Consider the following 24,407-nt stretch of genomic DNA (forward strand, 5'->3'; position numbering starts at 1 on the left):
CTCCCGGCGAGATCGCCGGGAGGGCACGCTGATATCCCGCGCACGCGAGCGCCGAATCACCCCGCGCGGAACACCGTCTTGTATTCGAGGTAGGCGTCGAGTGCTCGCGGGCCGAGTTCGCGTCCGAGACCGCTGTTCTTCATACCGCCGAACGGTGCGTCCATCGGGAACGAGGCGTTGTTGACCCCGACAGTGCCGGAAACAATGCGCCGTGCCACGTCGGTGGCCTTGTCCTTGTCGGCGGAGAACACCCCGCCGCCGAGGCCGTACTCGGTGTCATTGGCGATGTCGACCGCCTCGTCGATGCTGTCGTAGGGCATCACGACCACCACCGGCCCGAAAATCTCCTCGCGGGCGATCCGCATATCGTTGGTGACATTGCCGAACAAGGTCGGCTCCACGTAGTAGCCGCGTTCGAAGCCTGCCGGACGTCCGCCGCCGACGATCACTTCGGCGCCCTCCTGCTTACCGATCTCGAGGTAGGACAGCACCCGCTCGAGCTGGGCTGCGTTGGCCAGCGGTCCGTAGAAGGTCTGCGGGTTCTCGGGATCACCGAGCGGGGTTTTCGTCATGGTGTCGGCGAGCATGGCGACGATCTCGTCGTATCGTGCCCGCGGGGCCAGGATCCGGCTCAGCGCTCGACACGTCTGGCCGGTGTTCGGGGTCAGGGCCGTGCGCACGAACGGGGCGAAAGCAGCCAGGTCGACATCGTCGAGCAGGATGCCCGCTGCCTTACCGCCGAGTTCGAGGGTGACGTGCTTGAGGTCGCGGCCGCACGACGCGCCGATGGCACGTCCTGCCCTGACGGAACCGGTGAAGGCCACCTTTCGCACATCGGGGTGGGATACGAGCAGCGCACCTGTCTCGCGTGCACCGGTCACGATATTGACCGTGCCGGGAGGAAGCCCGGCCTGCTGGACGACCTCGGCGAACAGGAACGCGTCGAGAGAGGTGTCCGGTGCCGGTTTCACCACGGCTGTACATCCAGCGGCCAGCGCGGGCCCGAGTTTCCACGCGGTCAGCGGCTGTGGTCCGTTCCACGGGGTGATCGCGCCGACCACCCCCAGCGGTTCGCGGGTGATGACGGCATCGCCGGTCATCGTCGCCCGTACTTCCTCGGGCTCGAGTTGCTCGGCCAGTGTGGCGAAATAGCGGTAGTTGAGCGGGACCTGGCTCTGCATCGCGCGCGAGACACTGATCGGCGTCCCGTTCTCCTTGGTGACGAGGGCCGAGATCTCCTCGCCGCGCGCCTCGAAGGCATCGGCCAGCGCGCGCAGCAGGCGCCCCCGTTCGGTCGGGTCGGTCTGCGCCCACCCTGATCCCGCGTCCCGTGCGGCGCGCACCGCGGCGTCCACATCGGCCGCGTCGCCGTCAACGATCGAGCCGAAGACCTCCTCGGTCGCTGGATTGATCACGTCGAGCCGCTCGCAAGAATTGGCGCGCTGAAGCCGACCGCCGATGAAGTGGTGGTTGTGGTCGTGAGCTCCGGACATGGCTTTCCTTCTGTCGTTCGATGGTTGATCAGCGCACGCCGAGCGTGAAGGGAATTCGGCCATCCGCCGCGCGCTCGGCACCGGATCAGCTGATCGTGGCGGGCGGAAATGTGTCAGAGGCGGGCCACCATGTCGGCGGGCAGCCCGTAGGACTTGAGCTCGACGTAGGCGTCGAATCCTTCGAGGCCGGCCTCTCTGCCGATGCCGCTGTTCTTGACACCGCCGATCGGCGCGGCGAATCCGACGAGATTGCCGTCGACCTCGACCGCGCCGGTGTGTATTCGCCGCGCTACGGCCAGCGCGCGATCGATATCGGCGGAGAAGACGGAGCCGTTCAGCCCGAATTCGGAATTGTTGGCGATATCGATCGCCTCGTTCTCGGTGTCGAAGGTGTGCACAGTGAGGACCGGTCCGAAGATCTCTTCCTGAGCGATCTTCGCGTTCGGGTCGACGTCGGTGAAGACTGTCGGCTCGACGAACCACCCGCGATCCAGAACTTCCGGGCGGCCACCGCCGACCAAAAGCGGTGCGCCCGCCTCCTTCCCAGCGGCGATGTAGCTCTCGACGCGAGCCCGATGAGCCGCGGTGGCCATCGGACCGATTTCTGTCGCCGGATCGAAGGGATCGCCCACCGGCATCGAAGCGACCATGTCGATCAGCCGTTCGTGCAGTTCGTCGCGCAGCGATCTGGCCACCACGATGCGGGTCTTGTTGCTGCACACCTGGCCGCTGTTGCGCAGTGAGAGCGCGCGAATCGCCGCGACGGCCTTGTCCAGGTCGGCGTCGGCGAGCAGGACAGCGGCGGACTTGCCGCCCAGTTCGAGCAGGCACCGGCGCAGATCCTGGCCGCACAGCGCGCCGATCCGGCGACCGACCTCCGTGGAGCCGGTGTAGGACACGACATCGACTCCTGGGTGGCGAACCAGGTACTCGCTGGCATCGCGCTGTGCTTGCACGATGTTGACCACGCCGGCGGGAAGGCCGACCTTGTCGAGTAGTTCGGCGAGCAGATATCCGTCCAGCGGTGTCTCCGGCGACGGTTTCACGACGACGGTGCAGCCGGCGAGCAGCGCGGGCGCCGCTTTGATCACCGTGACGAGTAGTGGCGCGTCCCAGGGGATGATCGCGGCGACGACGCCGACGGGACCACGCGTTACCTGCGCGTTGCCGGTTGCCGATCGTCGGGTCGTCGACCATGGATATTCGGGCGCGAGGTCGAGGAAACTGTCGAGCAGCAGGCGCGGCCCGATTGCCTGCATCTTGGTGGAAAGTGTTATTGGGCAACCCATTTGGGCGGTGACGAGCTGGGCGATCTGAGCCTCGTGTGCGGCCAGTTCGGTACTGAGCGCACGGAGGACGGCGATCCGCTCCGCGAGCGACATTCGCGGCCAAGGCCCGGAGTCGAAGGCCGCGCGCGCCGCGCCGACCGCGGCGTCGATGTCGGCCTCGACACCTGCGGGCACGCGTGCGACCAGGTGCTCGGTGGCGGGCGAGATCACCTCGATCGTGCTGTCGGAGGTCGGCTCGACCCATCGGCCGCCGATGAACAGTGTGTCGTACCGGCCGTGCCACAGGTTTGAGTGCGTCGTCACAAGAGACCCCCTTGGTCACCGAAAAGTGCTGTGGCCCTATTCAAATGGGTGGCTGCGCGCTGTCGTGTCCAGATATTTGGACAGCCGACGACATACCTCGCGGTCTACTGTCGAGGGCGTCGGCCGGACATGTGTCGGCATCATGGGGAGACGAAAAGCCCCGCTCGCGTAGGGGGTGAGCGGGGCTTTTCGGGGAGCGGGGGAAATCAGGCGGTCGTGCTGTTCGGTGCGAGCAGGCGCATCACCGTGCCGAAGTCGTCGACCTCGTCCACGCCGAGCACGGTGTCGACGACCTGGTCGATCCTGTTCTCCGACAGCACATCCTGTGCGTTGATGCGGAACTTGGTGACCAGTTCGTCGGTGGTCATTCTGGTGGTCGGGTCGGGGGAGGGGCTGCCCTTGGGGTAGGTGCGGTCCGCGGAGAAGGTGGTGCCGCGGGCGTCTACTTCGATGCGGGTGGGCCGGGCGGACGGGTTCGCCGACAGTGCCTTGAAGTAGTCCGGGTGCGGTTCGAAGGTGACCTTGTCCATCAGGCCGAGCACCGAATCGCTGAACACGAGTTCCGGTGCGTGCCAAGCCCTGCTGGGGACCACTCGGTGCGCGCCGACCGACAGGCCGTGGGCGATGTCGAACTGCGCGTCGTGGGTCTTCTCGATGACCCGGCTCTGCCACAGCGGGTGCATCACCGCGGCCTCGCCCCAACAGCGGATGGCGTCGATCTCGTCGGGCTTGATGTCGTTGGTCTCGAGGATCTCGGTGAGCGCGTGCAGCGGGGCGTGCAGGATGCGGCAGTGCGGGTAGGGCTTGTAGGACTGTTCGGCGAGGAAGCGCCATTCGGTGCCGAGCGCGTCGGTGATGTTGTTCGGTTCCCACCGCCGGGTGCCGATGTATTTGCGGAAGCCGACCTCGGCGTCGTCGAGGATCTGCAGGTCGCCGGTGTGGCCGAATTCGGCCATGTGCACGGCGGTGAGCGTGGCCTGGGTCAGGGTGCCCGCGAGCAGATACTTGAGGGTGGAGCTCGGGGCGTGCTTGATCCACGGGCGCATCGCGTTGACCGGGGCGGTGGCGGCGGCGATACCGAGCGCGTTGGCCAGGGTCTCGGTGGACTGGCCCGCGAGCTTGCCCGCGGCCGCAGTTCCACCGAAAACGGTGACGCTGTACCCGATCACGGGGGACAGATCCATCGAATCGTTCTGGACGTCGCGCAGATAGTCCATCGACTTGTAGAACCGGTAGGACATCTCGTGGGAGAGCGCGACGGCGGCGAGCACCTCGCGACCGGATCGCCCCCGGCTCTCGGCCATCGCCATCGTGGTCGGCAGCACGTAGGGCGAGACGTGGCCGGGCGGCAGCACCGCGTCGAAGTCCAGGGCGTTGATGAGCTCGCCGTTGGCGAAGGAGGCGCCGAAGATCGAGACCCGGTCGTCGGTGCCGATGATCGTGGCGTCACCGTCGGTGCCGCCGGTGAGCTTGCCGTAGTCGATGCCGATCTTGCCTTTGGGCTCGTCGACGGCGCCGAGCGCGCACCCCATCGCGTCGAGCAACAGCCGCTTGGATTCATCGACCGCCTCGGGCGGCAGTGTGTCGAAGTCGGCGTCGGAGGTGAATCGCGCCAGCTGCTCGACGATGGTGTCGGCCATGAACTGTCCTCTCGCAGGGGGGTGCGGGAGGTAGTTCGACCAGCCGCCCAGGTAATTACACTATATATTATGTAAGCATTGCGAAGGGGTTAGCAGCAAGCTGCAGTTTCAGCGTACGACGGTTCCGCGCAGCCAGTAGGCGACTGCTTCGGCACGATTCGCCGCGCCGAGTTTGCGCAGGATATGGGTGATGTGGGTCTTCACCGTCGCCTCCGAGATCGCGAGTTCACGCGCGATCTGCCGATTCGCCCTGCCCGCGGCGAGCAGCTCGACGACATCGAGCTCCCGGGTCGAGAGAGCGGGCGTCTCGACAGGGCTGGGCGAGGCATCGACGGATCCGGCCAACCGGTCGAAACCGGTGCGCAGTGCTGTGACGCCGTCGAGCAGGCTCGCGCCGGTCAGCGCGTGGCCGAGGCCGGCGGCGAAGACCGCCAGCATCGCCCGAGCGGTTGCGTCGGCTTCGCGCCGCTGGAAGTAATAGTCGCCGTGGACCAGGCCGACGACCGTTCCGTTCATGGTCAGCGGCGCCACGGCGTAGGAGCTGCAGCGCGTCATCTCCACCAGCGGCCGGATGACGCGAGGATTGTGCTGGACGTCGAAGACGAGTCCGGGCCGGGCTCGCTGCACGATGTCGCTCTCGACGAGGTGTCCGTCCAGCGTCGGTGACGACTCACGCCCCGCCGCGATGATGGCATCGGCCCACGGCTCGTCGTCGACGACGAACATGGTGTGCAGGTGCCAGCGCTGCCCTTCGGTCGTCGAGACCAGTGCGCGGTCGAAGCCCATCGCACCCATCGCTTCCGCGGCCCTGCGCAACAGGTCGTCCACTCCCCGCGCGCCATGTAATCGCGCGATCGCCTGTGCGGCCATGCGCAGATGTGTGGCCGAGCCGGCGGCGTCGGACGCGGCCAGGTCGGCCTCGGTCGCGCGGATGCGGGCCAGCAGTGCGGTTGTCCGCTGGATATCGGCGCCGGCTGTCGTGTCGGACAGGGTAGCGACGGCGTCGTCCCACAGCTGGGTGAGCAGGCGCTTGGCCTCGCCGGGGGAGTGGGCGCCGGGTGGCTGGATCCGGCGGCCGAGGATCTCGGAAGCCTCGATGACGACGGCGGCCAACTCGGCGCCGAGTGTCGCGTCGCCGCTGGGTGTCCTCGTCTCGATCGCCACGTGCCAACTCCAGTCCATCTACCACGCCTATACAGAATATGCAATATATAGCCCCGCCGTCACCGGCGGGCCCGAATTGTGTCCGAAACCTGCGTCCGGCATCGTCCCCTGGTCGCAGCGCTGTACGACGTTCGGCTTATCGAGGTGGCAAAGCCTTGTGAGCAACAACACCACATATTTAATATTTTGCACAGCTTTAGATAGTGACCTGAGTCTCAGAGGAGAAACAATGCGGGGTGTTGTGTTCAACGGTGATCGCGACCTCGAGATCGCCGAGTTCGACGACCCGTCCCCGGGGCCCGACGACGCGGTAGTGGCGATGAAGGCGTCGGGGATGTGCGGTAGCGACCTGCGGTTCTACCGCGCGGCTCCCGGCGCCGCGCTCGCGGCCTTCGGCCTGTCGGGCGATACCGGCGGCATCATCGCCGGCCACGAGCCGTGCGGAATAGTCGTCGCGCTCGGCGCGAATGTGGACCAGCGCGCGGTTCGGGTCGGCGACCGGGTGATGATCTATCACTACGACGGCTGCGGATACTGCGATCGGTGTCGCACCGGATGGACCCAGATGTGTCAGCGTGGCGCGACGATTTTCGGGGCGACCGCCCACGGCGGGCACGCCGACTTCATCAAAGTGCCCGCCCGCACCCTGGTTCCGCTGCCCGATGACGTGAGTTTCACTGCGGGCGCGGCGATTTCCTGTGGAACCGGGACAGCGTTCGGCGCACTGCGCCGGCTGAATCTGGATGCCTGCGACACCATCGCGATCTTCGGTCAGGGACCGGTGGGACTCTCGGCGGTGCAGCTGGCGGCGGCCATGGGCGCCGAGGTGATCGCAGTCGACGTGCAAGCCGATCGAGTCACGCGGGCGATGGAGTTCGGCGTGGCCCACGCTATCGATTCCAGCAGTGCCGATCCCGTGGCGGCGATCAAGGAACTGACCGCAGGAGCGGGCGTGAGCTGTGCGCTGGACTGTTCCGGCGCGCCCGTGGCCAGGGTCGCGGCGGTCAAGTCCGCCGCGCAGTGGGGCCGGGTGGCCTTCGTCGGCGAGGGAAACGACGTGACCCTGGACGTGAGCCCCGACATCATCCGCAAGCAGCTGACGATCCTGGGCTCCTACACCTTCTCGCTGACCGGTCAAGCGGACTGCGCCCGCTTCGTCGCCGCGCACGGCCTCGACGTCGACCGCTTGTTCACCGACCGCTGGAACCTCGCCGACGCCGCCCAGGCGTACACGGAGTTCGACAAACAGGCAGGCGGCAAGGCCGTCATCGAGTTCTGAACGGGAGCATCATGACGACGACAATCGCGGCCACCTCGCCGCCCCCCAGCCTGCGCGACCGACTCGGTCGTTCGGAGCAGGCCTATTTCGTCCTCGGCATCACCGTGCTGCTGTGCGCGGTCGGCGCCGCCACCACGCCGGGATTTCTCACCACCGGCAATTTCGCCAGCCTGCTGCGACTGTCGGCGGCGTTCGGGATCCTGGCCGTCGGCGTCGCGATCGTCATCCTGGGCAAAGGCATCGACCTCTCGATCGCCGGTGTCGCACTCGGGTGTGCGCAAGCAACCCTGGCCATGATGTCGAGTGGCATGCCCGAATGGCAGGCAATAGCCATCGCCGCGGCGGTCGCGCTGCTCGTCGGGCTGGTCAACGGCGTGCTCGTGGCCTACGTCGAGGTGCCGTCGCTGTTCGTCACCCTGGCAACCGGTCTGCTGGTCATCGGCGCGGTCGACATGCTGCTGCTCGACAGCAACTACTACGCGCTGCCCGCCGGATCGTGGATCGCGGAATTGAGCAACGGCTCGGTGCTCGGCGTGCCACGCCCGATCGTGCTCGCCGCGGCCGTGTTCGTACTGGCCTGGTTCTTCGTCACCTACACCACCGCGGGTCGGTTGATCCGGGCGATGGGCGACAACTTCGCCACCGCCCGAGCCACCGGCGCCCCCGTCCGCCCGCTGCAGGTGCTCACCTATGTGATCTCCGCGCTGCTGGCCCTGCTCGCCGGCTACCTGACCGTGTCGATCCAGGGCAGCGTGCAGACGACGGTCACCTCGTTCGACCCGCTGCTGTTCACCGCACTCACCGCGACCGTGATCGGCGGCATCTCGCTGGCCGGTGGCCGCGGCTCGATCCTGGGTGTGCTCGCGGGCTCGCTGTTCATCGGTGTGCTCAACAACCTGCTCGTGCTGCACGGTCTCACCTCCGCGGTGCAGGACCTGATCCGCGGCGGCGTGCTGATCGCGGCCATCGCCCTCGACTCGTGGCTGCATCCCCGCGATGAGGAAACCGCCAAGAGCGGCGAACTGTAATGCCCTCGCCTCGAAACACCTTCGCTCACAAGGAGTCTTCAACGATGAAGAAGAAAATGATCGCGCTCGCTCTCGCCTCGGTCTCGGCCGTCGTGATCACGGGTTGTTCCACCGGCGCACGCACGGCCGCCACCGGCTCCGCGGGCGGCGAGGGCCAGGCTTTCGGCGAGAACGTGCAATTGTTCGACGCGACGCAGCAGGTCCACGAGTCGATGCAGGGCAAGCGGATCGCCTTCGTGCCGATCCTCTACAAGGGCTACAACCTGACGATGAACTGGGGCGCCTCGATGGAGCGCGCCTTCGGCAACCTCGGTGCCGACTTCCAGGTCTACGACCCCAATTTCGATACCGACAAGATGACCAGGATCATCAGCGACCTGATCGCCCGCAAGGCCGTCGACGTGCTGATCCTGCACAACCCCGACGTCGGGGTGTTGTCCAAGCAGATCGAGGACGCCCAGCGCGCGGGCATCTACACGGTGGTGGTCAACATGATCTCGAGCCGCCTCGGTGACGCCTATATCGGCGTCGACAACATCGCTGCCGCCGAGGACATCGCCCAGCGTGCCGTGCAGGACTGCGAAAAGCGCGGCGCCCCCAAGCGATTGGCGATCATCGATGGCCCGGGCAATGACGCGGCCTCGCTGCTGTGGTCCAAGGGCGTGCACAATGTGCTCGATCCGGCCGGGTTCGAGGTGGTGACCACCGCGCACACCCAGTGGCAGAACTCCCTCGCCCAGCAGGCCGCCGAGTCGATCATCCAGCAGCAGAAGAACAACTTCTGCGGGTTCCTGGTCACCTACGACCTCAACTCCGTCGCGGTCGGCGACGCGGTGCAGAGTGCGGTCTCGCGCGGGGTGATCCCCGCCGATTCGCTGGGCACCTACACGATGGCCACCGACACCCTGTGGTGTGACGCGCTGCGCGCGGGCAAGGTGACGGCCTCGGCCTCCTACGACGTCCAGGGCGTCGGCACCGCCGCGGTGGTGACCGCCCAGCAGCTGGTCCAGACCGGCGCACCGGCGGGCAGCAGCCACACCGTCGCGTTCGTGCCGCACACCATCGTGGACCGCGCGAACGTCGACAACACCACCATCGCCTGCTACAAGGGGCAGTGATCGGCGATGAAACTGCTATCACGTTCGCGGGGAATCGACGCGTTCCCCCTGACCGGCGGGAAGTGGCGTGATCGGCTCGCGCCGGCCAGGACCCTGTCGGATCTGTTCGAGAAACGCTGGATGGAGGGCGCGGTCCCGCTCGGTCTGGCCCTGTCGCTCAGCCTGCTGTTCGTCTTCTTCACACCGGTCGGACCGGCCGATTCCCCGATCATTATGGACGAGGTCTCGGAGAAGGGACTGCTGGCCATCGGACTGACCGTGGTGCTGGTGTGCGGCGGCATCGATCTGTCGGTCGGCTCGATGGTCGGTCTGACCGCGATCGGCGCGATGGTCGCCTCCCGCGCCTGGGACTGGCCGATGGCGGTCGTCGCACCGGGCACGGTGGTGTTCGGCGCGCTGCTCGGCAGTGTGAACGGCTACTTCATCGCCTACCGGAAGATGCGGCCGTTCATCACGACCCTGGTCACCCTCGTGGCCTTCGGTGGCGCGGCCGCCGCGCTGCAGTCGGCGTACAGCTTTCAGCTGAGCATGCCCAAGCCCGATATCGTCTGGGACTTCCTCGGCGAGGGCAGCATCGCGCTGATCCCCACCGGGTGGTTCTTCTTCGGCTGTGTGCTGATCGTGGTGCATGTCGGTCTCACCCGGTCGCGGTGGGGTTGGTGGGTCGCGGCGGTCGGCAGCGATCGGCGATCGGCACGGCGCAACGGGATCCCGGTCGACCGGGTCACTTTTCTGGTGTACGTCCTCTCGGGTGCGCTGGCGGGGTTGGCTGCCCTGCTCACCTCGGCCAGGGTCGGGCGCACCGATCCGGATGTGGGTCAGGGCTGGGAGATCATCGCGCTCACCGCGGTGGTGCTCGGCGGCGTCAGTCTCAAGGGCGGTCGCGGCTCGGTGCTGCGGGCCACCGTCGGCATCATCGTGGTGCAGGTGATCCAGCAGGCCACCGTCGCGCTGCGGCTCGAAGGTTCCTACTACACGGTCATTCTCGCGACGGCGCTGCTCGTATTCGCCGTGCTCGACCTGCAGTGGGGCAAGTACCGGCAGCGCACCGCCGACAAGCTCAAAATCGATCCCGGCCGGATCACCCTCGGCAGCCTCATCGACGTCACCGAGCCGGGCACGGTCTGGACTATCAACAACAGGACGACCGATGCGCCTTCGATCGGGCTCGGCAAGATCGAGGGCGCCGAGGACTGCGCGGTCGATCCCGAGGGCAATGTCTACTGCGGTGACCGTCGCGGCTGGGTGTGGCGATTCCGCGCCGACCAGCCCGACGAAGGTGAGATCTTCGCGCGCACAGGCGGTTTCCCGCTCGGCCACGGGTGGGACCGTGACGGGCAGTTGCTCGTGGCGGTCGGCGGCATGGGGATCTACCGGATCTCCCCGGACGGTGAATCCGAGCCGATCGCGACGAAGGTCAGGCGCAGCCGCTTCTCGCTGCTCGACGATTCCGGTCTCCGCGCCGTCGACGATCTCGATGTGGCCCCGGACGGTTCGATCTACGTATCGGACTTCTCGACGCGAAGCAACGCCGCCGAATACCTGGTGGAACTGGTGGAATCGCGGTCCAACGGCCGCGTGGTACGGATCGATCCCGACGGCAGCACCGAGGTCGTCGTCTCGAACAGTGTGTTCCCCAACGGAATCTGCACCTCGCACGACGGCCAGTCGATCCTGATCGCCAGCACCGGCCTGTGCCGAGTGGACCGGCTCTGGATCGCCGGACCCAAACAGGGGCAGCTCGAACCGGTGCTGGAGAACCTGCCCGGCAACCCCGACAACCTCAACCGCTCCTCCGATGGTAACTACTGGCTGCCGTTCGTATCGATGCGCACGCCGATGTCGGACCTGCTCAACCGCTATCCGGCCGTGCGCAGGCGGATGACCCAGGAAGTACCGCTGGACAGCTGGGTCGTTCCGCAGCTCAACGTGTCGTGCGTGATGAAGTTCAACGATCGTGGCGAAATCCTTCAGGTGCTGTGGGATTCGTCGCTGGCGAACTACCCGATGGTCACTGCGGTCAAGGAATGGGCCGGTCAGCTCTACCTGTGCGGTGTGAGCAACAACCGCATCGGCCGGTTGACGCTGGACTCCAGCGAAGTCGGGTCGATCGATCCGGCCGCAGTACCGGGCCTGATCGTGCCCGGACGACCGATGGTGGAGGTACAGCGATGAACCGCACGATCAGTGCGCTGAAGGAATGGCTGAACCCCGACTGGGCGCGACACCGCACGGTGCCGCCGTTCGAAGCGGGGCTACGGCCGAACCGTCGACTCGACGAAGGCGAAACCCTGCTCCCCGCCGCCGAGTTCGAGCCCGACGACGTGGTCATCCGTGACTCCGGCGAAGTCGTCTTCTCCAGCGGCGACAGCATTTTCACGCTGACCGATGGGGTTGTCGCGCCGCTGGTGACGCTCGGCGGGCAAGTCGGAAGCCTGCTGGCGGTGCAGGACCGGTTGGTCGCCGCGGTCGAGGGCGTCGGCCTGGTCACCATCGATGCGGCGGGAACGGCGCACGACCTGTGCACCGACCCGGAGCTGGCTGTCTGCGTCACTGATCTGACACTGCTGCCCGACGGCATCGTGCTGGCCACCATAGGCTCGAGCGTGGTCCCGGACTGGGGCGCCGCCTTGGTCGCCGACGACCGCAAAGGGCGCATCGTGCGGGTCGACGGGTCGCGCGCGGAGGTGGTGGCAGAAGGCCTCGGGTGGCCCGGCGGCATCGAAACTGCCTCGGACAACGAGGTTCTGGTATCGCTGGGCTTCGATCATCGGATCGAGCGACGTGCGTCGAATGCGCTGGGTAAACCGGGAATACCGGTGGGGGCGAACCTGCCGATCTACCCCGGCCGCATCGCCGCCACCACGGACGGCTGGTGGGTCGCGGCGCCCTATGCGCGCAACCGCTTCACCGAATTGCTGCTCGACGAACCCGAATTGCTGCGCGAGATGACCGCGACGATCCGTCAGGACCAATGGTTCGTCCCCCGGCTGCGGTGCCCGGACCCCTACACCGACACCCTGCAACTGGGTCAATTGCGGGTCCACGGCGTGATCAAACCGTGGGCGCCTGCCCGGTCCTACGGTCTGGCGTTCCGCATCGATCAGCGCGGTCGGATCACCGAAAGCGTGCATTCGCGCGCCGACAGCGACCGCCACGGGGTCACCGGCGTCGCGTCACGTGACGGCCGAATAGTGGTGGCGGCGCGTGGATTCCGCAACCTGCTCGCGCCGCGAACAGTGAACGAAAGGTGAGTACGGTGGCAGACAGCGACACCGCCGTTGCCGAGGAGCCGGTGATCCGGCTCAGCGGTATCAGCAAGCATTACAGCGGAACCTACGCGTTGCGCGATGTCGACTTCGAGGTCCGACCGGGCGAGATCCACGCCCTGCTCGGCGAGAACGGCGCGGGCAAGTCCACGCTGGTGAAGGTGATCTCGGGCGCGATCGAACACGACGCGGGCACGCTGCTCGTCACCGGTCGTATGCGCAACTTCAGTACCCCCAAGGAATCCGCCGAGGCGGGGGTCGCGATGGTGTACCAGGAGGGCTCGCTCGTCGAGTCGATGACGGTGGCACAGAACCTGTTCCTCGGTGACGAGAAACCGTTCAACAATCTCTCCCAGCTCAATGTGGTGGCACGAGAACTGCTGGAATCACACAACTTCCACATCCGGCCCGAGGTGACGGCGGGCGCGCTCGGCATCGCCCAGAAACAGATGGTGGAGATCGCCCGCGCGGTGCATCGCGATGCCAAGGTGGTCATCCTCGACGAACCGACTGCGTCGGTGACCCCGGAGGAACGACTGCAACTGTTCCTGTCGATGCGCAGGCTCAAGCGCCAGGGGATCGGGGTCGTGTTCATCACCCACATGCTCGACGAGGCCTTCGAGGAAGCCGACCGGATCACTGTGCTGCGCGACGGCGAGGTACAGGGCACCCTCGACAAACCCGACTTCGACCGCACCGAGGTGGTGCGGATGATGGTGGGGCGCAGCGTGGAATATCAACGGGTGCCACCGAATCGGGAACCCGACCCGGCCCCGGTGCTCGAGGTCGACGACATCACGCTGCTGCCGGTAGTGCGCAACATGTCGTTCTCCGCGCACCCGGGGGAGATCGTCGGCATCTACGGGCTGGTCGGCGCCGGGCGCAGCGAGACCGCGATGATCGTCAGCGGGGTGACCAAGCGCAGGAGACTGCGCGGCGGCACAGTGCGGCTCAACGGCAGGAACGTGCGGTTCAGGACACCGCGTCATGCCCGCCGGGCCGGTCTGGTCTACATCACCGAGGACCGCAAGGCATCGGGCTTCTTCGGCCACTTCTCGATCGCGGACAATATCTATTTCGGGCACCTGTGTAGTGCGGCGAGGCTGCCACTGCTGGTTCGCCCCGGCGAACGCAAGTCGGTGGCGCAGCGCTTCGTCGAGCGGTTCCATGTGCGGACGCTGCAACCCGGCCGCGCCAAGCTCGAGGAGCTCAGCGGCGGTAACCAGCAGAAGGTGGTGCTCGCCAAAGGCTTGACCCGTCAGCCGCTGGTGGCGATCATCGACGAGCCGACCCGCGGCGTCGACCTCGGCACGATCACCGAGATCCACACGATGATCCGTGCGCTGGCCGACGACGGTGTCGCGGTGGTAGTGATCTCGTCGTACCTGCCCGAGATCCGGGCGCTCTCGGACCGCATCCTGGTGGCCAAGCAGGGCAGCATCGTGGCGGAGTTCGATCCGGCCGAGGCCGACGACGCGAAGCTGATGTTCGCGGCGGTGCACTGAGGGGGAAGGATTTCTCCCAGGAACAGAGTCGTCCTGTCGCGCGCTCGCCGAATCGCGGAGGCTGATGTCACCGGAACGATCCCCCAGCGAACCGAGGACATCATCGTGCAGAACATCGAATTCTCGAACGCCAGGATCACCATGGCGGGCGACCTGTTCCTCCCGGAGAACTTCTCCGCTGACCAGTACTACCCGGCCATCGTGTGCGTGCACCCCGGTGGCGGCGTCAAGGAGCAGACGGCGGGTCTGTATGCCGAGAAACTGGCGGCCCAGGGTTTCGTGACCCTGGCCTTCGACGCCTCCCACCAGGGTGAGAGCGGTGGGATCCCGCGCCGGCTGGAAGATCCCTTCGCCCGGGTCGAGGACATCCGCGCCGCGGTCGACTACCTGTCCATCCTCGACTTCGTCGACGCGGACCGGATCGGTGCGTTCGGCGTGTGCGCCGGCGGCGGCTACGCCATCGATGCCACCAAGACCGACCGCCGGATCAAAGCCGTCGGCACGGTCAGTCCGGTCGATATCGGCGCGACGTTCCGCAAGGGCTGGGACGGTTCGCTGCCGCTCGAAGCGCAGATCGCCACGCTCGACGCTGTCGCGGGTCAGCGCGCGATCGAAGTGGCGGGCGGTGACATCGCCGAGATCGCGTACGTGCCCGAGACCCTGGACGCCACCACCCCGGCGGACATGGTCGAAGCGCACGAGTACTACCGGACCCCGCGGGCACAGCACCCGAACTCGGACAATCGGATGCTGTTCACCGCCAGCGTCACCCGGATCTTCGACTACGACGCCTTCGCGGGTGCTGAGTTCCTGACCCAGCCGGTACTGCTGGTCGCTGGCTCCGCGGCGGGTTCGCTGTGGCAGGCGGAGCGACTGAACAAGCGCATTCCGGAGAACACCGACCTGGTGCTCGTCGACGGCGCGGGGCACGTGGGTCTCTACGACCGACCCGAGTACGTCGACCAGGCCATGGCCGCCCTGACCCCGTTCTTCGAGACCAATCTCTGATTCTTGCCGGTGGCTTGTTCCGGAATGCTTGCGCGCTTTGTCAATGTGATATTGAATATATTATCTAGCGAAGAATCGGGCTCCCGCTCGATCCGGAACGAAGGGTGATGTCATGAGTGGTGAGCATCTGGCCAAGACCGCGCGGCGTGTGATCGCGGGGCTCGACGCCGACGGTAAGTCGACTGTCGCGATAGATGAGAACACCGCGACGCGGGTCGCGTTGCCCGCGTTCACGGTCAACGATGTGTGGCGGGTGGATGCACTGCCTGCGGCGATGGCCGATGGTGACACCTTGGCCGCGGACGTGGAGCTGGATCCGCCTGCTGCCGGTGTTGTCGTGCGTCTGGCGACCTTCCCGCCGGATGCCGAGATCGATCCGGCGGTGTACGCGGAGTCGATCGGCAATCTGCACGGTGAGGACGCCAAGGCCGAGGACGATGCGATTGTCGGCCTGCACGCGACGGAGACGGTCGACATCGCCACCATCATCGACGGCGAGATCTACGCGATCTACGAAACGGGGGAGACGCTGCTGCGCCCGGGCGACACTGTGATCAATCGCGGCATCAAGCACGCCTGGAGCAACCGGACCGACAAGCCGGTGACGATGGTCGCCGTCATGCTGCCTGCCAAGCACTGACCGCATCACGGCGGTAGGTTGCGCGCGAGGCGAAGGTCCGGTCTGCCGGCCACCCGCTGAGTCCATTTGCACGCACAGGGTTCGGGAATCGTCACAGATTCCCGGGCCCTGCTTGTGTTTCCGGACAATCCAGGCCTCTCGAAATGTATTCAGGATCATATATTGTGCGATATTGTGAGCTGAGTCGCTCGGCAATGCCGCCGTGGTGGAGCGTTGAAGGAGAACGAGATGGATAGTCCGGCCCCGCGCCAGAAAAGTGGCCTCGTCGTGGTCATGCTGTGTTTCCTGACGATCGTGGCCGACGGCTACGACTTGATCGTCTACGGAGCCACCGTCCCCAGCCTGCTCGACGAACCCGGATGGGAGATGACCGCCAGCACCGCCGGTCTGATCGGCAGCTGGACACTGTTCGGTCTGATGGTCGGGTTCCTGCTCGCGGGTCCGCTGGCTGATCGGGTCGGTCGCCGCAAGGTCATGATGGCGGGTGTCGTCTGGTTCTCCGCCGGCTGCGCGATCTGCGCGCTGGCCACCTCACCGGAATTCCTCGGCGCCGCCCGGTTCTTCACCGGCATCGGCCTCGGCGGCGTCGTGCCGTCGGCGGTCGCGTTGACGATGGAGTTCGCGCCGCGCAACCGCAGGCAGATCTACAACGGCATGATGCTGACCGGCTACTCCTTCGGCGGCATCATCGCCGCGCTCGTCGCGATCGCACTGCTGCCCGACCACGGCTGGCGCGTGTTGTACGCGGTCGGTGCCCTGTGCGTGATCGTGGTGCCCGCCATGTACTTCTGGCTGCCCGAATCGGTGAACTCCCTGGTGTCGCGTGGCAAGGACGCCGAGGCCGCGGAAGTCGCTCGTGCCTACGGTCTCGACATCGGCGCGGTGCGGGCCGAACAGCTGATCCAGCGCACCGCCACCGCGAACGGGGAGAAGGCGAGCGGATTCCGGATGCTGCTGACCCGGAAGTATCTGCCGTCGCTGCTGCTGTTCGTCGTGGTCTGCATCTGCGCCCAGCTGATCGGCTACGGCTTGAGCACCTGGTTGCCGGTGCTGATGCGCGAGGCGGGCTACCCACTGGGATCCTCGTTGCAGTTCCTGCTGGTTCTGCAGGTCGGCGCCGTGATCGGCATGATCGGCGGTTCGATGCTGGCCGACCGATACGGCTCCCGGCGGGTTCTCGTGCCGTTCTTCCTCATCGGTGCGATTTCGCTGCTAGTGCTCAGCCGTAAGGTCGATACCGCGGTGCTGATGGTCGCGGTAGCGGGGGCCGGGCTCGGCTCCATCGGCAGCAGCTCACTCGCGTACGGCTATGTCGCCGCGAAATACCCCGCTTCGTGCCGCGGGTCCGCGGTGGGGGCGAGCATGGGGCTGGGGCGTATCGGTTCGATCCTCGGGCCGTCCATAGGTGGGTGGATCGTCGGTTCCTCGCTGGCGACCCACTGGAACTTCTACGCCTTCGCGGTGCCCGCGGTGATCGCCGCCGTCATCGTGATCCTGATGCCGGCCTCGACAGTCGATGACGAAGTCGCCGAAGTGCGCGCTCCCGACGTCGAGCCGGATCGCAAGCCCGGCGGTCTCGTCGTCGAGCAAGCGGGCTGATAGACCGGGCATCGTCTAGGACGCCATCGCGTCGGCGGGCAGGCGGACCAGGCCGAGGCGATCGCATCGCCGGATCAACGGTGTGAGGATGCGATCGGCCTCGGCCGTGCGGTCGGCCCGGCGCAGGGCGCTGCCGAGCAGCAACCCGGCGCGCAGCGCGGCCAGCGGCCTGCGCTGCGCGTCTATCTCGGCGACCGAGTTCTCTGCGCGCTCGATCGCCGACCGGAGCTGATCCGTCGCCAGCAACAAACGGATCGCGGAGTCCTCATCGAATTCATCGATGGCCGTATCGATTCCGTCGTCGCGCCGGATCGTGCGCGTGTCCATCAGCCTGTCCGTCACGGTCGGATCGAGTTCGACGCCCAGACGCACCCGTTCGTTGCGGATCCGTGCGGCCAGGCGCGGCAGGTTCAGGCGTTCGGCATGCGACATCCCCTCGTCGAGGAGTTGCAGCGCGCCGTCGCGGTCGCCGCGCAGGGCGCGTACCCGCGCACCTGTCGCGTAGGTGGCCAGCATGAAGTCCACGCCGCCGCCACCTTCGGCCGACAGCTCTCTGCTCTGCTCCAATAGATCTGTCGCGATGTCGAGATCTCCAGTCTCATAACGCAATTCGCCCAGTAGTGCGGACGCGAGGCGAGTCGCGTGGGCGGCGGCTCCCATGGTCGTGCGTGCGGTGTCGAGCGCGGTCGTGAACAGGTCGTCCGCGCCGGTGATGTCGAGCTGTTCACGGGCGGCCACCCCCGCGAAACAGCGGCCGTACACCGACAGGAACGGGCCGGTCGCCTCGTGATACGGCGCCGCCCAGAGCTGCCACCGGCGCGCCTCGTCGAAGTCGAAGCGCTGCATTGCCGCGAACGTGGCGATATTGGCCGCCACCCCGGGAATTCGTGGGGAGAAGTCGTCGGGCCGGGCCAGTGCGTCACCGATCAGGCCGTCCAGCTCTGACACCCGGTCGGCGAACATCTCCCGGACGCTGATCGCCACATCCGCTTCCGCGCGCAGATCGGTGCGTTCGGGCTCGGCGGGTGGTGCCGCGGCCAGCGCGGTCTCGAAGTGGGCTAGGGAGGACGCGGTGGCCGCGGGTCTGCGCAGGACAAGGTTGACCCAGACGCCGAAAAGCTGGATACGGGGCCTGGCCCGGCACACCCCAGCGGGCAGCTTCGCCAGGATGCCTTGCAACATCACCACTCTCGACCGCTCCAGCAGGTAACCCGCGCCCTGCTCGACGAGTTCGGCCGCGCGTTCGGGATTTTCCGCGGCAAGTGCCTGGTCGACCGCTTCGTTGAGCAGGTGATGATGCGCGAACCAGTCGGCGGCTCGCAGCCGGAGTGCTGCGATCTCGGCCGGGCGGCCCTGAGCGAGTCTGCGGCACAGATAGCCGGCGAACAACTGGTGGTAGCGGTACCAGTCGTGGGCGGGACCGGTGGGAAGCAGGAACAAGCCACGGTCGGCGATGTCGGCGAGCAGGGCAGCGGCATCGGTGCGGCCGGTCAGCGCGATGGCCAGTCCGGCGCAGATCCGCTCGCAGATCGAGGTTGTCATAAGGAATTCGAGGGTGTCCGGATCCAGTGCGCCGAGCACGTTCTCGGCCAGGAACGTCCCGATATCGGGGTGCGTGGCAAGGCTGTCGAGTAGGCGCGCCGGATCCTCGCCTGCACGCAGCGACAGCACCGTCAGCTGCAGTGCCGCGACCCAGCCGTCGGTGGCGCCGGCCAGCGCGGTCACCTCGTCAGCGGCCAGGTGCACACCGCCTGCTTCGGCGAGGAACGCGTGTACCTCGTCGGGATTGAAACGCAGTGTGGTGGCATCGATTTCGGCGAGTTCACCGTGGATGCGCAACCGGCTCAACGGCAGGTCGAGTCGCTCGGTACTCGTGACGACGAGGGGCAGATGGTGACAGCCGTGCTCGATCAGGAACCGGACCGCGTCCACCGAGGCGGGAGCGGTGACCCGTTGCCAGTCGTCGAGGATCAGCGTCACCCGCCGGTCGTCGGCGTGCAGCCCGTCGACGAGTGCGGTCAGCACGGCACGGGCCGGGTCGTCGGGGTTGGCTTCGAGTAGTCGGTCGAGGTCGTCGGCGAGCGCGGGGACCGCGGGTCGGATCGCCTCGGCGAGGTGGGTGAGGAACCAGGCGACATTGTCGTCGTCCTCGTCGACGGTCAGCCAGGCGACCGCGGCGCCGTGCTCGACCAGTTCGTCGTGCCACTGGGCGGCCACTGTGGTTTTGCCGAAACCGCTGGGCGCGTGGATCGCGGTGAGCCGGGTGCGTTCGGTGGTTCGCAAGTGCTCGAGCAGGCGCTTTCTGGCCAGAGTCGCCCGCGCCGGAGTCGGCGGGCGATATTTCGTGGCGGGTGTGGGAGGTGCGGTGGTGCGGTCGCGGGCCCGCGCTGCCGGTGCTATCGGCACCGCAACGGGCCGCTGGGTATCGGGGACTCGCAGGACATCGACCGGGCTGCCGGTACTGCGCTGGGCCGCAACCAGTTCCGCGCCGAGCGCGGCAGCGCTGTCCGGCCGGTCGGCGGGGTCGGTCGCCATCGCGTGCTCGATGACAGCCCTGACCTCGTCGGGTACATCCTGGTCGGTGAGATCGGGGCCGCGCTGCGCGGAGACTCGCAGGAACTGCGACAACACCTGCTCGCCGACGCGCCTCTCGTAGGCGACGTGACCGGTGAGCGCGCAGAACAGTGTGGCGCCCAGGCCGTACACGTCGGCGGCAGCGGTGGCCTGCGCTCCGCGCAGTACTTCCGGCGCGGCGAAAGCGGGGGAGCCGGTGACGATTCCGGTGGTCGTGTGGAACCCGCCCTGGATCCGGGCGATTCCGAAATCGGTGAGTTCGGGTTCGTTGTAGTCGCTGAGCAGGATGTTGGACGGTTTCACGTCGCGGTGCAGGATGTCGGCCCGGTGCGCGGTCTCGAGCGCGCCCGCCATCTTCACGCCCAAGCGTAGTGTCGCCGCCCAGTCCAGCGGGCCGACGGCGTGGATGCGTTGTTCCAACGAGCCACGCGCGTGATAAGGCATCACCAGGTAGGGGTGCCCGCCGTGGGTGGTGCCGGCTTGGAAGACCGCGACGATGTAAGGATGACCGGACAGGCGGCCCATCGCCTGCTGTTCGCGGACGAAGCGTTGCAGTCCGTCGGGGTCGAGCTCGGCGGTCAGTACCTTCACCGCGACGACACGGTCGAGATCGGGCTGGGCGCAGCGGTAGACCACGCCGAAACCGCCGCGTCCGATCTCCTCGGCGTCCTCGAAGCCCTCGGCGGTCAGTTCCGCCGCGATCCCCGTGGCAGGGCTGCGCTGCGTCGGCAAGTTGTCGGCCATCTCGGCTCGATTCGTGCGGCCTTGTGGCGGTGCGCTGGTGCGCCCGCCCTCTACCGAGGATAGCCCCGGTGCCGACCGTGTTCGACGATGTCAGGCGCGTTTCGGCCGGTAGTGCAGCCACCGGTATCTGGCGCGTTCGCGCGGTGTCATCCCGCCCCAGATACCGTGTGGCTCGTTCGCGGCGACAGCGTGGTCCCTGCAGTGGGTCAGGACCGGGCAGCTCGCGCAGATCTTCTTGGCGGCCAGCAATTTCCGGGACTCGTGGCTGGTGTCGTAGAAGTCGTTGACATCGTACGCGCGGCAGGTGGCGTGCATCTGCCAGGCCCAGGTCTCCGCGCGCGGGGCGGGCAATTGCAACGCGTACACGCTCCCTCTGCTCATCGCGCACCACCGTCGGCGGCCACCTGCGCGCGCCGATGCGCGGCAGCGGCCAGTTCGTGTTCGCGGGCGCTGTCGGGTCCGCCCAGCCCGGCCAGATGGTCGTGCAACCGTGCCTTCGCCGCATACCAGGAGGCGAGTGTCTCCGCACTGGCGCCGCGGGAGGGGCGGTTCAGGCACAAGGCGGTCATTTCGATCAGCACGTTCATGGTCGGTCCTCCGACTCGCGGGATCAGTCGTAGACGACGACTCCACGCAGATTGCGGCCGGCGTTCATGTCGGCGAAGCCCTGCGTGATGTCGTCGAGGGAGTAGCGGGTGGTGACGAGTTCGTCGAGTTTCAGCGAGCCCTGCTGATACATCGCCAGCTGCGCGGGGATGTCGGCGGTGGGGGAGCTCGCGCCGAAGAGCGAGCCCTGCAGACGCTTCTGGTACAGCGTGAGCTCGTGCAGGTTGATGTCGCCCGCGCCGACGGTGGCGTCGCCGAGCCCGACGGCGACACAGGTGCCTGCCTTGCGTACGGCGCCGAGCGCCTGGCCGACATGGCGTCCGGTGGTGATGCCGACTGTGACGATCGAGGAATCAGCACCTTGCCCGTTGGTCATCGAGCGTGCCAGTTCGGCCGCTTCGTCGATGTCGGCGACGGCGTGGGTGGCGCCGAGTTTCAGTGCGGAGTCGCGCTTGAACGCGACCGGGTCGACGGCGATCACGGCTGATGCGCCGGCATGGGTCGCGCCCTGGACCGCGTTGATCCCGATACCGCCGATGCCCATGACGATCACGACATGCCCGGGCTTCACCTCGGCCGAGTTCACCGCTGCGCCCCAGCCTGTCCCGACACCGCAGCCGGTCAGGCACGCGACGTCGAGCGGGATCGACGGATCGATCTTGATGGCCGAGACCGCCGACACGGTGGTGTACTCGCAGAAGGTGCCGAGCCCGGCGAGCTGACCGGTGGGTGCCCCGTCGAGGGAGAGCCGATACGAGGTGGGGTCGTCGAAGCGCGCGCCGGTGGCCAGGAACGCGCCGAGGTCACACAGGTTCTGATGGCCGTGTGCGCACCATCGACAACGGCCGCACACCGGCAGGAAGGAGAACACGACATGGTCGCCCTCGGCGAAGCCCTTGGTGCCGGGACCGACCGCCTCGACGACACCCGCGCCCTCGTGTCCCCCGGCCAGCGGAAGGATGCCGGGCGTCTGGGTGCCGACCGCGAAATGATCGTCGGAGTGGCACAGGCCGGCAGCGGCCATTTTCACCCGGATCTCGCCGGGGCGCGGGTCCTCGACCTCTAGCTCGACGATTTCGTACGCACCGGGTGATTGCCGGAGGACTGCACCCCGGGTCAGCATGACGTCTCGTTCCGATCCAACTGCCGCATGGGGTTGTCCACTCCTTCGGGAATGAGAATATTCAACATAATATAATATCAGTGTCGCATGGCGCTGATCTGCGCGTCAACGATTCGGTGAGGTCGGAGCCGACTCTCAGTTCCCGACGGACGGATCGATCCCGGTTTCGCCATCCGCCGTCGCGCCGAAGAACGCGGGCAGGTCGACGGTGCGGTGGGTGTTGGCCAATGCCGATACCGTCGCGGTGCCGAACACGCCGGTGCGGTCGAACGCGACAGCGGTGCCGACGGAGATCCCGGCGTGCTCGATCCGGTCGGTGGCCGAGAACCCCACCGCGGTGCCCACCGGTAGGCGGACCAGCGCGAGCGTGAGGTCGGCATTGATGAATTCCAGCCCGTTGCTACCGAGATTGGCCACCACGTTCACTACGTCGGCGATTCCCGCGGTGAGCTGCAACGGTGTGATGGGCTCGCCCTCGACCACCGGGATCGGGTCGTGCCAGACCTGCTTGCGCGCGTCGTTCTGCGCCTGTGCTGCATCACCCCATCCCGTGCCTTCGCTGAAGTACAAGCGGTGACCCTGTGTCATCGAGGCGCCCAGTGGTGGAGGCTCGGGGCGGGCGCCGCCCGACCAGACAGCACCGGACGGGCTCTCGCTCGGCGCGAGGAACAGCGCCGAGGCGCGGGCGACCGGTCCGCCGTCCTGATGCAGGACCGTGTCGACCAGGCACAGCCGCCTTCCTTCCCGCACGATGTTTGCCGAGGTGGTGCAGGGGCGTCGCCTGGCAGGCCGGAACAGGTCGAGGGTCCACCGGACCGGCTGCAAGTCGGCGCGGCCGATGTCGGCGACAGCGCGCTCGGCCGCCCGGGCCAGTGCCGAACTGATGGCGAGTCCGCGCAGATGATCCTCGCCCCAGCCGCTCAATGCTTCTGTTTGCGGTATCAGTTCCGTGCTGGTTCGGCCTGACTCTGCGCGGAAGAAGGCTGACGTCATGGTGGTCCTCTCCACTTTTAGGACATGATATTAAATATATGATACCGTCGGAAATGTGACCATAGACCTCCCGAGGTCCTTCTGACCCCTGCCCGGGGACCTCGGGTCACGGCGTCGATCATCGACGCGCACATCGCATCCGTGCGCGGAACCCTCCGGTGATCGACGCCGTTCCATGGGTCGACGATGCGCAACGGTGTGTCCGAGACGCATAATGCATAACGTGCCGAACGACAATGACCCACTCCAGGCCGAATCCGCGACACGGGGGTTACCTCGCTCCGCGCATTCGCAACGCCAACAGTTGTCCGAAGACGTCGCGAGCTACGTTCGCGAGCTGATCATCTCGGGCCGGGTACGGTCCGGTGAATTCCTGCGCGCCGAGCCGATCGCCGAGGCGGTCGGCGTGAGCAACACGCCGGTGCGCGAGGGCTTGTTGTTGCTCAGCGGTGAAGGTTTCGTCGAACTCGTTCCTCGGCGTGGGTTCATGGTCTCGGCGTTCAGCAGGCAGGATGTGCGCGATCTGTTCTGGGCGCAGGCCACCCTGGCCGGTGAACTGGCCTCGCGGGCGGCGAAGTCGATCTCCCCGCGTCAGCTCGCCCACCTGGCCGACGTGATCGCTCAGCACGAGCAGGCGGTCGCCGACGGCGCCGACCTGGACCGCATCGTGGCGCTGGGCCATGAATTCCATCGCACCATCAACCTGGCGGCCGACTCGCGCCGGCTGGCGCTGTTGCTGCGCTCGATCGTCAAGCAACTGCCCAACCGGTTCTACGGCAACATCGAGGGCCACGCGAACGAGTCGCTCGACTTCCACCCGGCCATCCTCGAAGCGTTGCAGAAGCGGCGTGCGAAGGCGGCTAGCACTTTGATGCGCGATCACATCATGTCCGGCGCCGACGAGCTCATCGTCATGCTGGAGAAACAGGGCATGTGGTCGACCCCGGAGCGATCCACCGCATAATCCCGGTTCACCGTGATCGAGATCGGCGGTCAGAAGACGAAGAAGGGTCGGTGCCACAACCGAAAGGT

General features: G+C 66.9%; 19 protein-coding genes. 10 read left to right on the forward strand and 9 right to left on the reverse strand.

All coding sequences use genetic code 11. The features are described 5' to 3' along the window. Positions 1-56: 56 nt before the first annotated feature. From ACFULV_RS34105 to ACFULV_RS34120, 4 genes are all read right to left on the reverse strand, one after another. Entirely contained in the window at positions 57-1,493 is a 1,437-nt protein-coding gene (locus tag ACFULV_RS34105) for an aldehyde dehydrogenase (protein ID WP_378664077.1), read from the reverse strand. Positions 1,494-1,606: 113 nt separating this feature from the next. Beyond that, entirely contained in the window at positions 1,607-3,085 is a 1,479-nt protein-coding gene (locus tag ACFULV_RS34110) for an aldehyde dehydrogenase (RefSeq protein WP_378664080.1), read from the reverse strand. Between the two features lie 206 nt (positions 3,086-3,291). Then, positions 3,292-4,725: an MmgE/PrpD family protein gene (locus tag ACFULV_RS34115; protein WP_378628152.1), complete on the reverse strand. Its 1,434-nt coding sequence runs from the start codon at positions 4,723-4,725 to the stop codon at positions 3,292-3,294. 108 nt (positions 4,726-4,833) lie between these two features. Beyond that, entirely contained in the window at positions 4,834-5,907 is a 1,074-nt protein-coding gene (locus ACFULV_RS34120) for a LuxR C-terminal-related transcriptional regulator (RefSeq protein ID WP_378664083.1), read from the reverse strand. A 211-nt stretch (positions 5,908-6,118) separates the two neighbouring features. On the opposite strand from ACFULV_RS34120, the gene ACFULV_RS34125 reads away from it, so the two are divergent. The 9 genes from ACFULV_RS34125 to ACFULV_RS34165 all read left to right on the forward strand — a co-directional run bounded on the left by ACFULV_RS34125 (position 6,119) and on the right by ACFULV_RS34165 (position 17,335). After that, complete coding sequence (locus ACFULV_RS34125; protein WP_378664086.1) at positions 6,119-7,168, forward strand: zinc-binding dehydrogenase; 1,050 nt, start codon at positions 6,119-6,121, stop codon at positions 7,166-7,168. A gap of 11 nt (positions 7,169-7,179) precedes the next feature. Then, entirely contained in the window at positions 7,180-8,196 is a 1,017-nt protein-coding gene (locus tag ACFULV_RS34130) for an ABC transporter permease (protein ID WP_378664089.1), read from the forward strand. 44 nt (positions 8,197-8,240) lie between these two features. Further along, positions 8,241-9,314 (forward strand): sugar ABC transporter substrate-binding protein, encoded by a 1,074-nt coding sequence (locus tag ACFULV_RS34135; protein ID WP_378664091.1) that lies wholly within the window; start codon positions 8,241-8,243, stop codon positions 9,312-9,314. Positions 9,315-9,320: 6 nt separating this feature from the next. After that, positions 9,321-11,489, forward strand: a complete 2,169-nt coding sequence (locus ACFULV_RS34140) for an ABC transporter permease (RefSeq protein ID WP_378664094.1) — start codon at positions 9,321-9,323, stop codon at positions 11,487-11,489. Further along, on the forward strand, positions 11,486-12,568 hold the full coding sequence (locus ACFULV_RS34145) for a hypothetical protein (protein WP_378664097.1): 1,083 nt from the start codon (positions 11,486-11,488) through the stop codon (positions 12,566-12,568). Before ACFULV_RS34140 ends, ACFULV_RS34145 begins: the two co-directional genes overlap by 4 nt. 5 nt (positions 12,569-12,573) lie before the next feature. Beyond that, the gene (locus ACFULV_RS34150; protein WP_378628166.1) at positions 12,574-14,088 is read left to right on the forward strand and encodes a sugar ABC transporter ATP-binding protein; all 1,515 of its coding nucleotides are present in this window, start codon (positions 12,574-12,576) and stop codon (positions 14,086-14,088) included. A 105-nt stretch (positions 14,089-14,193) separates the two neighbouring features. Beyond that, the gene (locus ACFULV_RS34155) at positions 14,194-15,096 is read left to right on the forward strand and encodes an alpha/beta hydrolase (protein WP_378664099.1); all 903 of its coding nucleotides are present in this window, start codon (positions 14,194-14,196) and stop codon (positions 15,094-15,096) included. Between the two features lie 112 nt (positions 15,097-15,208). After that, positions 15,209-15,736 carry a cupin domain-containing protein gene (locus tag ACFULV_RS34160; protein WP_378664102.1) on the forward strand — a complete coding sequence of 176 codons (528 nt, stop codon included), beginning with the start codon at positions 15,209-15,211 and terminating at the stop codon, positions 15,734-15,736. A gap of 228 nt (positions 15,737-15,964) precedes the next feature. Then, entirely contained in the window at positions 15,965-17,335 is a 1,371-nt protein-coding gene (locus tag ACFULV_RS34165) for an MFS transporter (RefSeq protein ID WP_378664105.1), read from the forward strand. A 15-nt stretch (positions 17,336-17,350) separates the two neighbouring features. On the opposite strand, the gene ACFULV_RS34170 is transcribed toward ACFULV_RS34165, so the two are convergent. The 5 genes from ACFULV_RS34170 to ACFULV_RS34190 all read right to left on the reverse strand — a co-directional run bounded on the left by ACFULV_RS34170 (position 17,351) and on the right by ACFULV_RS34190 (position 23,375). Next, positions 17,351-20,653 (reverse strand): protein kinase, encoded by a 3,303-nt coding sequence (locus ACFULV_RS34170; protein WP_378664108.1) that lies wholly within the window; start codon positions 20,651-20,653, stop codon positions 17,351-17,353. A gap of 90 nt (positions 20,654-20,743) precedes the next feature. Beyond that, entirely contained in the window at positions 20,744-21,034 is a 291-nt protein-coding gene (locus ACFULV_RS34175) for a WhiB family transcriptional regulator (RefSeq protein ID WP_378628177.1), read from the reverse strand. Then, positions 21,031-21,240 (reverse strand): hypothetical protein, encoded by a 210-nt coding sequence (locus tag ACFULV_RS34180; protein WP_378664110.1) that lies wholly within the window; start codon positions 21,238-21,240, stop codon positions 21,031-21,033. The genes ACFULV_RS34175 and ACFULV_RS34180 overlap by 4 nt, the downstream gene beginning before the upstream one ends. Before the next feature lie 23 nt (positions 21,241-21,263). Next, positions 21,264-22,382: an NDMA-dependent alcohol dehydrogenase gene (locus ACFULV_RS34185; protein WP_378664113.1), complete on the reverse strand. Its 1,119-nt coding sequence runs from the start codon at positions 22,380-22,382 to the stop codon at positions 21,264-21,266. Between the two features lie 135 nt (positions 22,383-22,517). Further along, positions 22,518-23,375: an acyl-CoA thioesterase domain-containing protein gene (locus ACFULV_RS34190; protein ID WP_378664115.1), complete on the reverse strand. Its 858-nt coding sequence runs from the start codon at positions 23,373-23,375 to the stop codon at positions 22,518-22,520. Between the two features lie 223 nt (positions 23,376-23,598). On the opposite strand from ACFULV_RS34190, the gene ACFULV_RS34195 reads away from it, so the two are divergent. Further along, positions 23,599-24,339: a GntR family transcriptional regulator gene (locus tag ACFULV_RS34195; RefSeq protein WP_378664118.1), complete on the forward strand. Its 741-nt coding sequence runs from the start codon at positions 23,599-23,601 to the stop codon at positions 24,337-24,339. The last annotated feature ends 68 nt before the right edge of the window (positions 24,340-24,407 follow it).

The sequence above is a fragment of the Nocardia sp. NPDC057272 genome, assembly GCF_042668615.1.
GTDB lineage: Bacteria > Actinomycetota > Actinomycetes > Mycobacteriales > Mycobacteriaceae > Nocardia.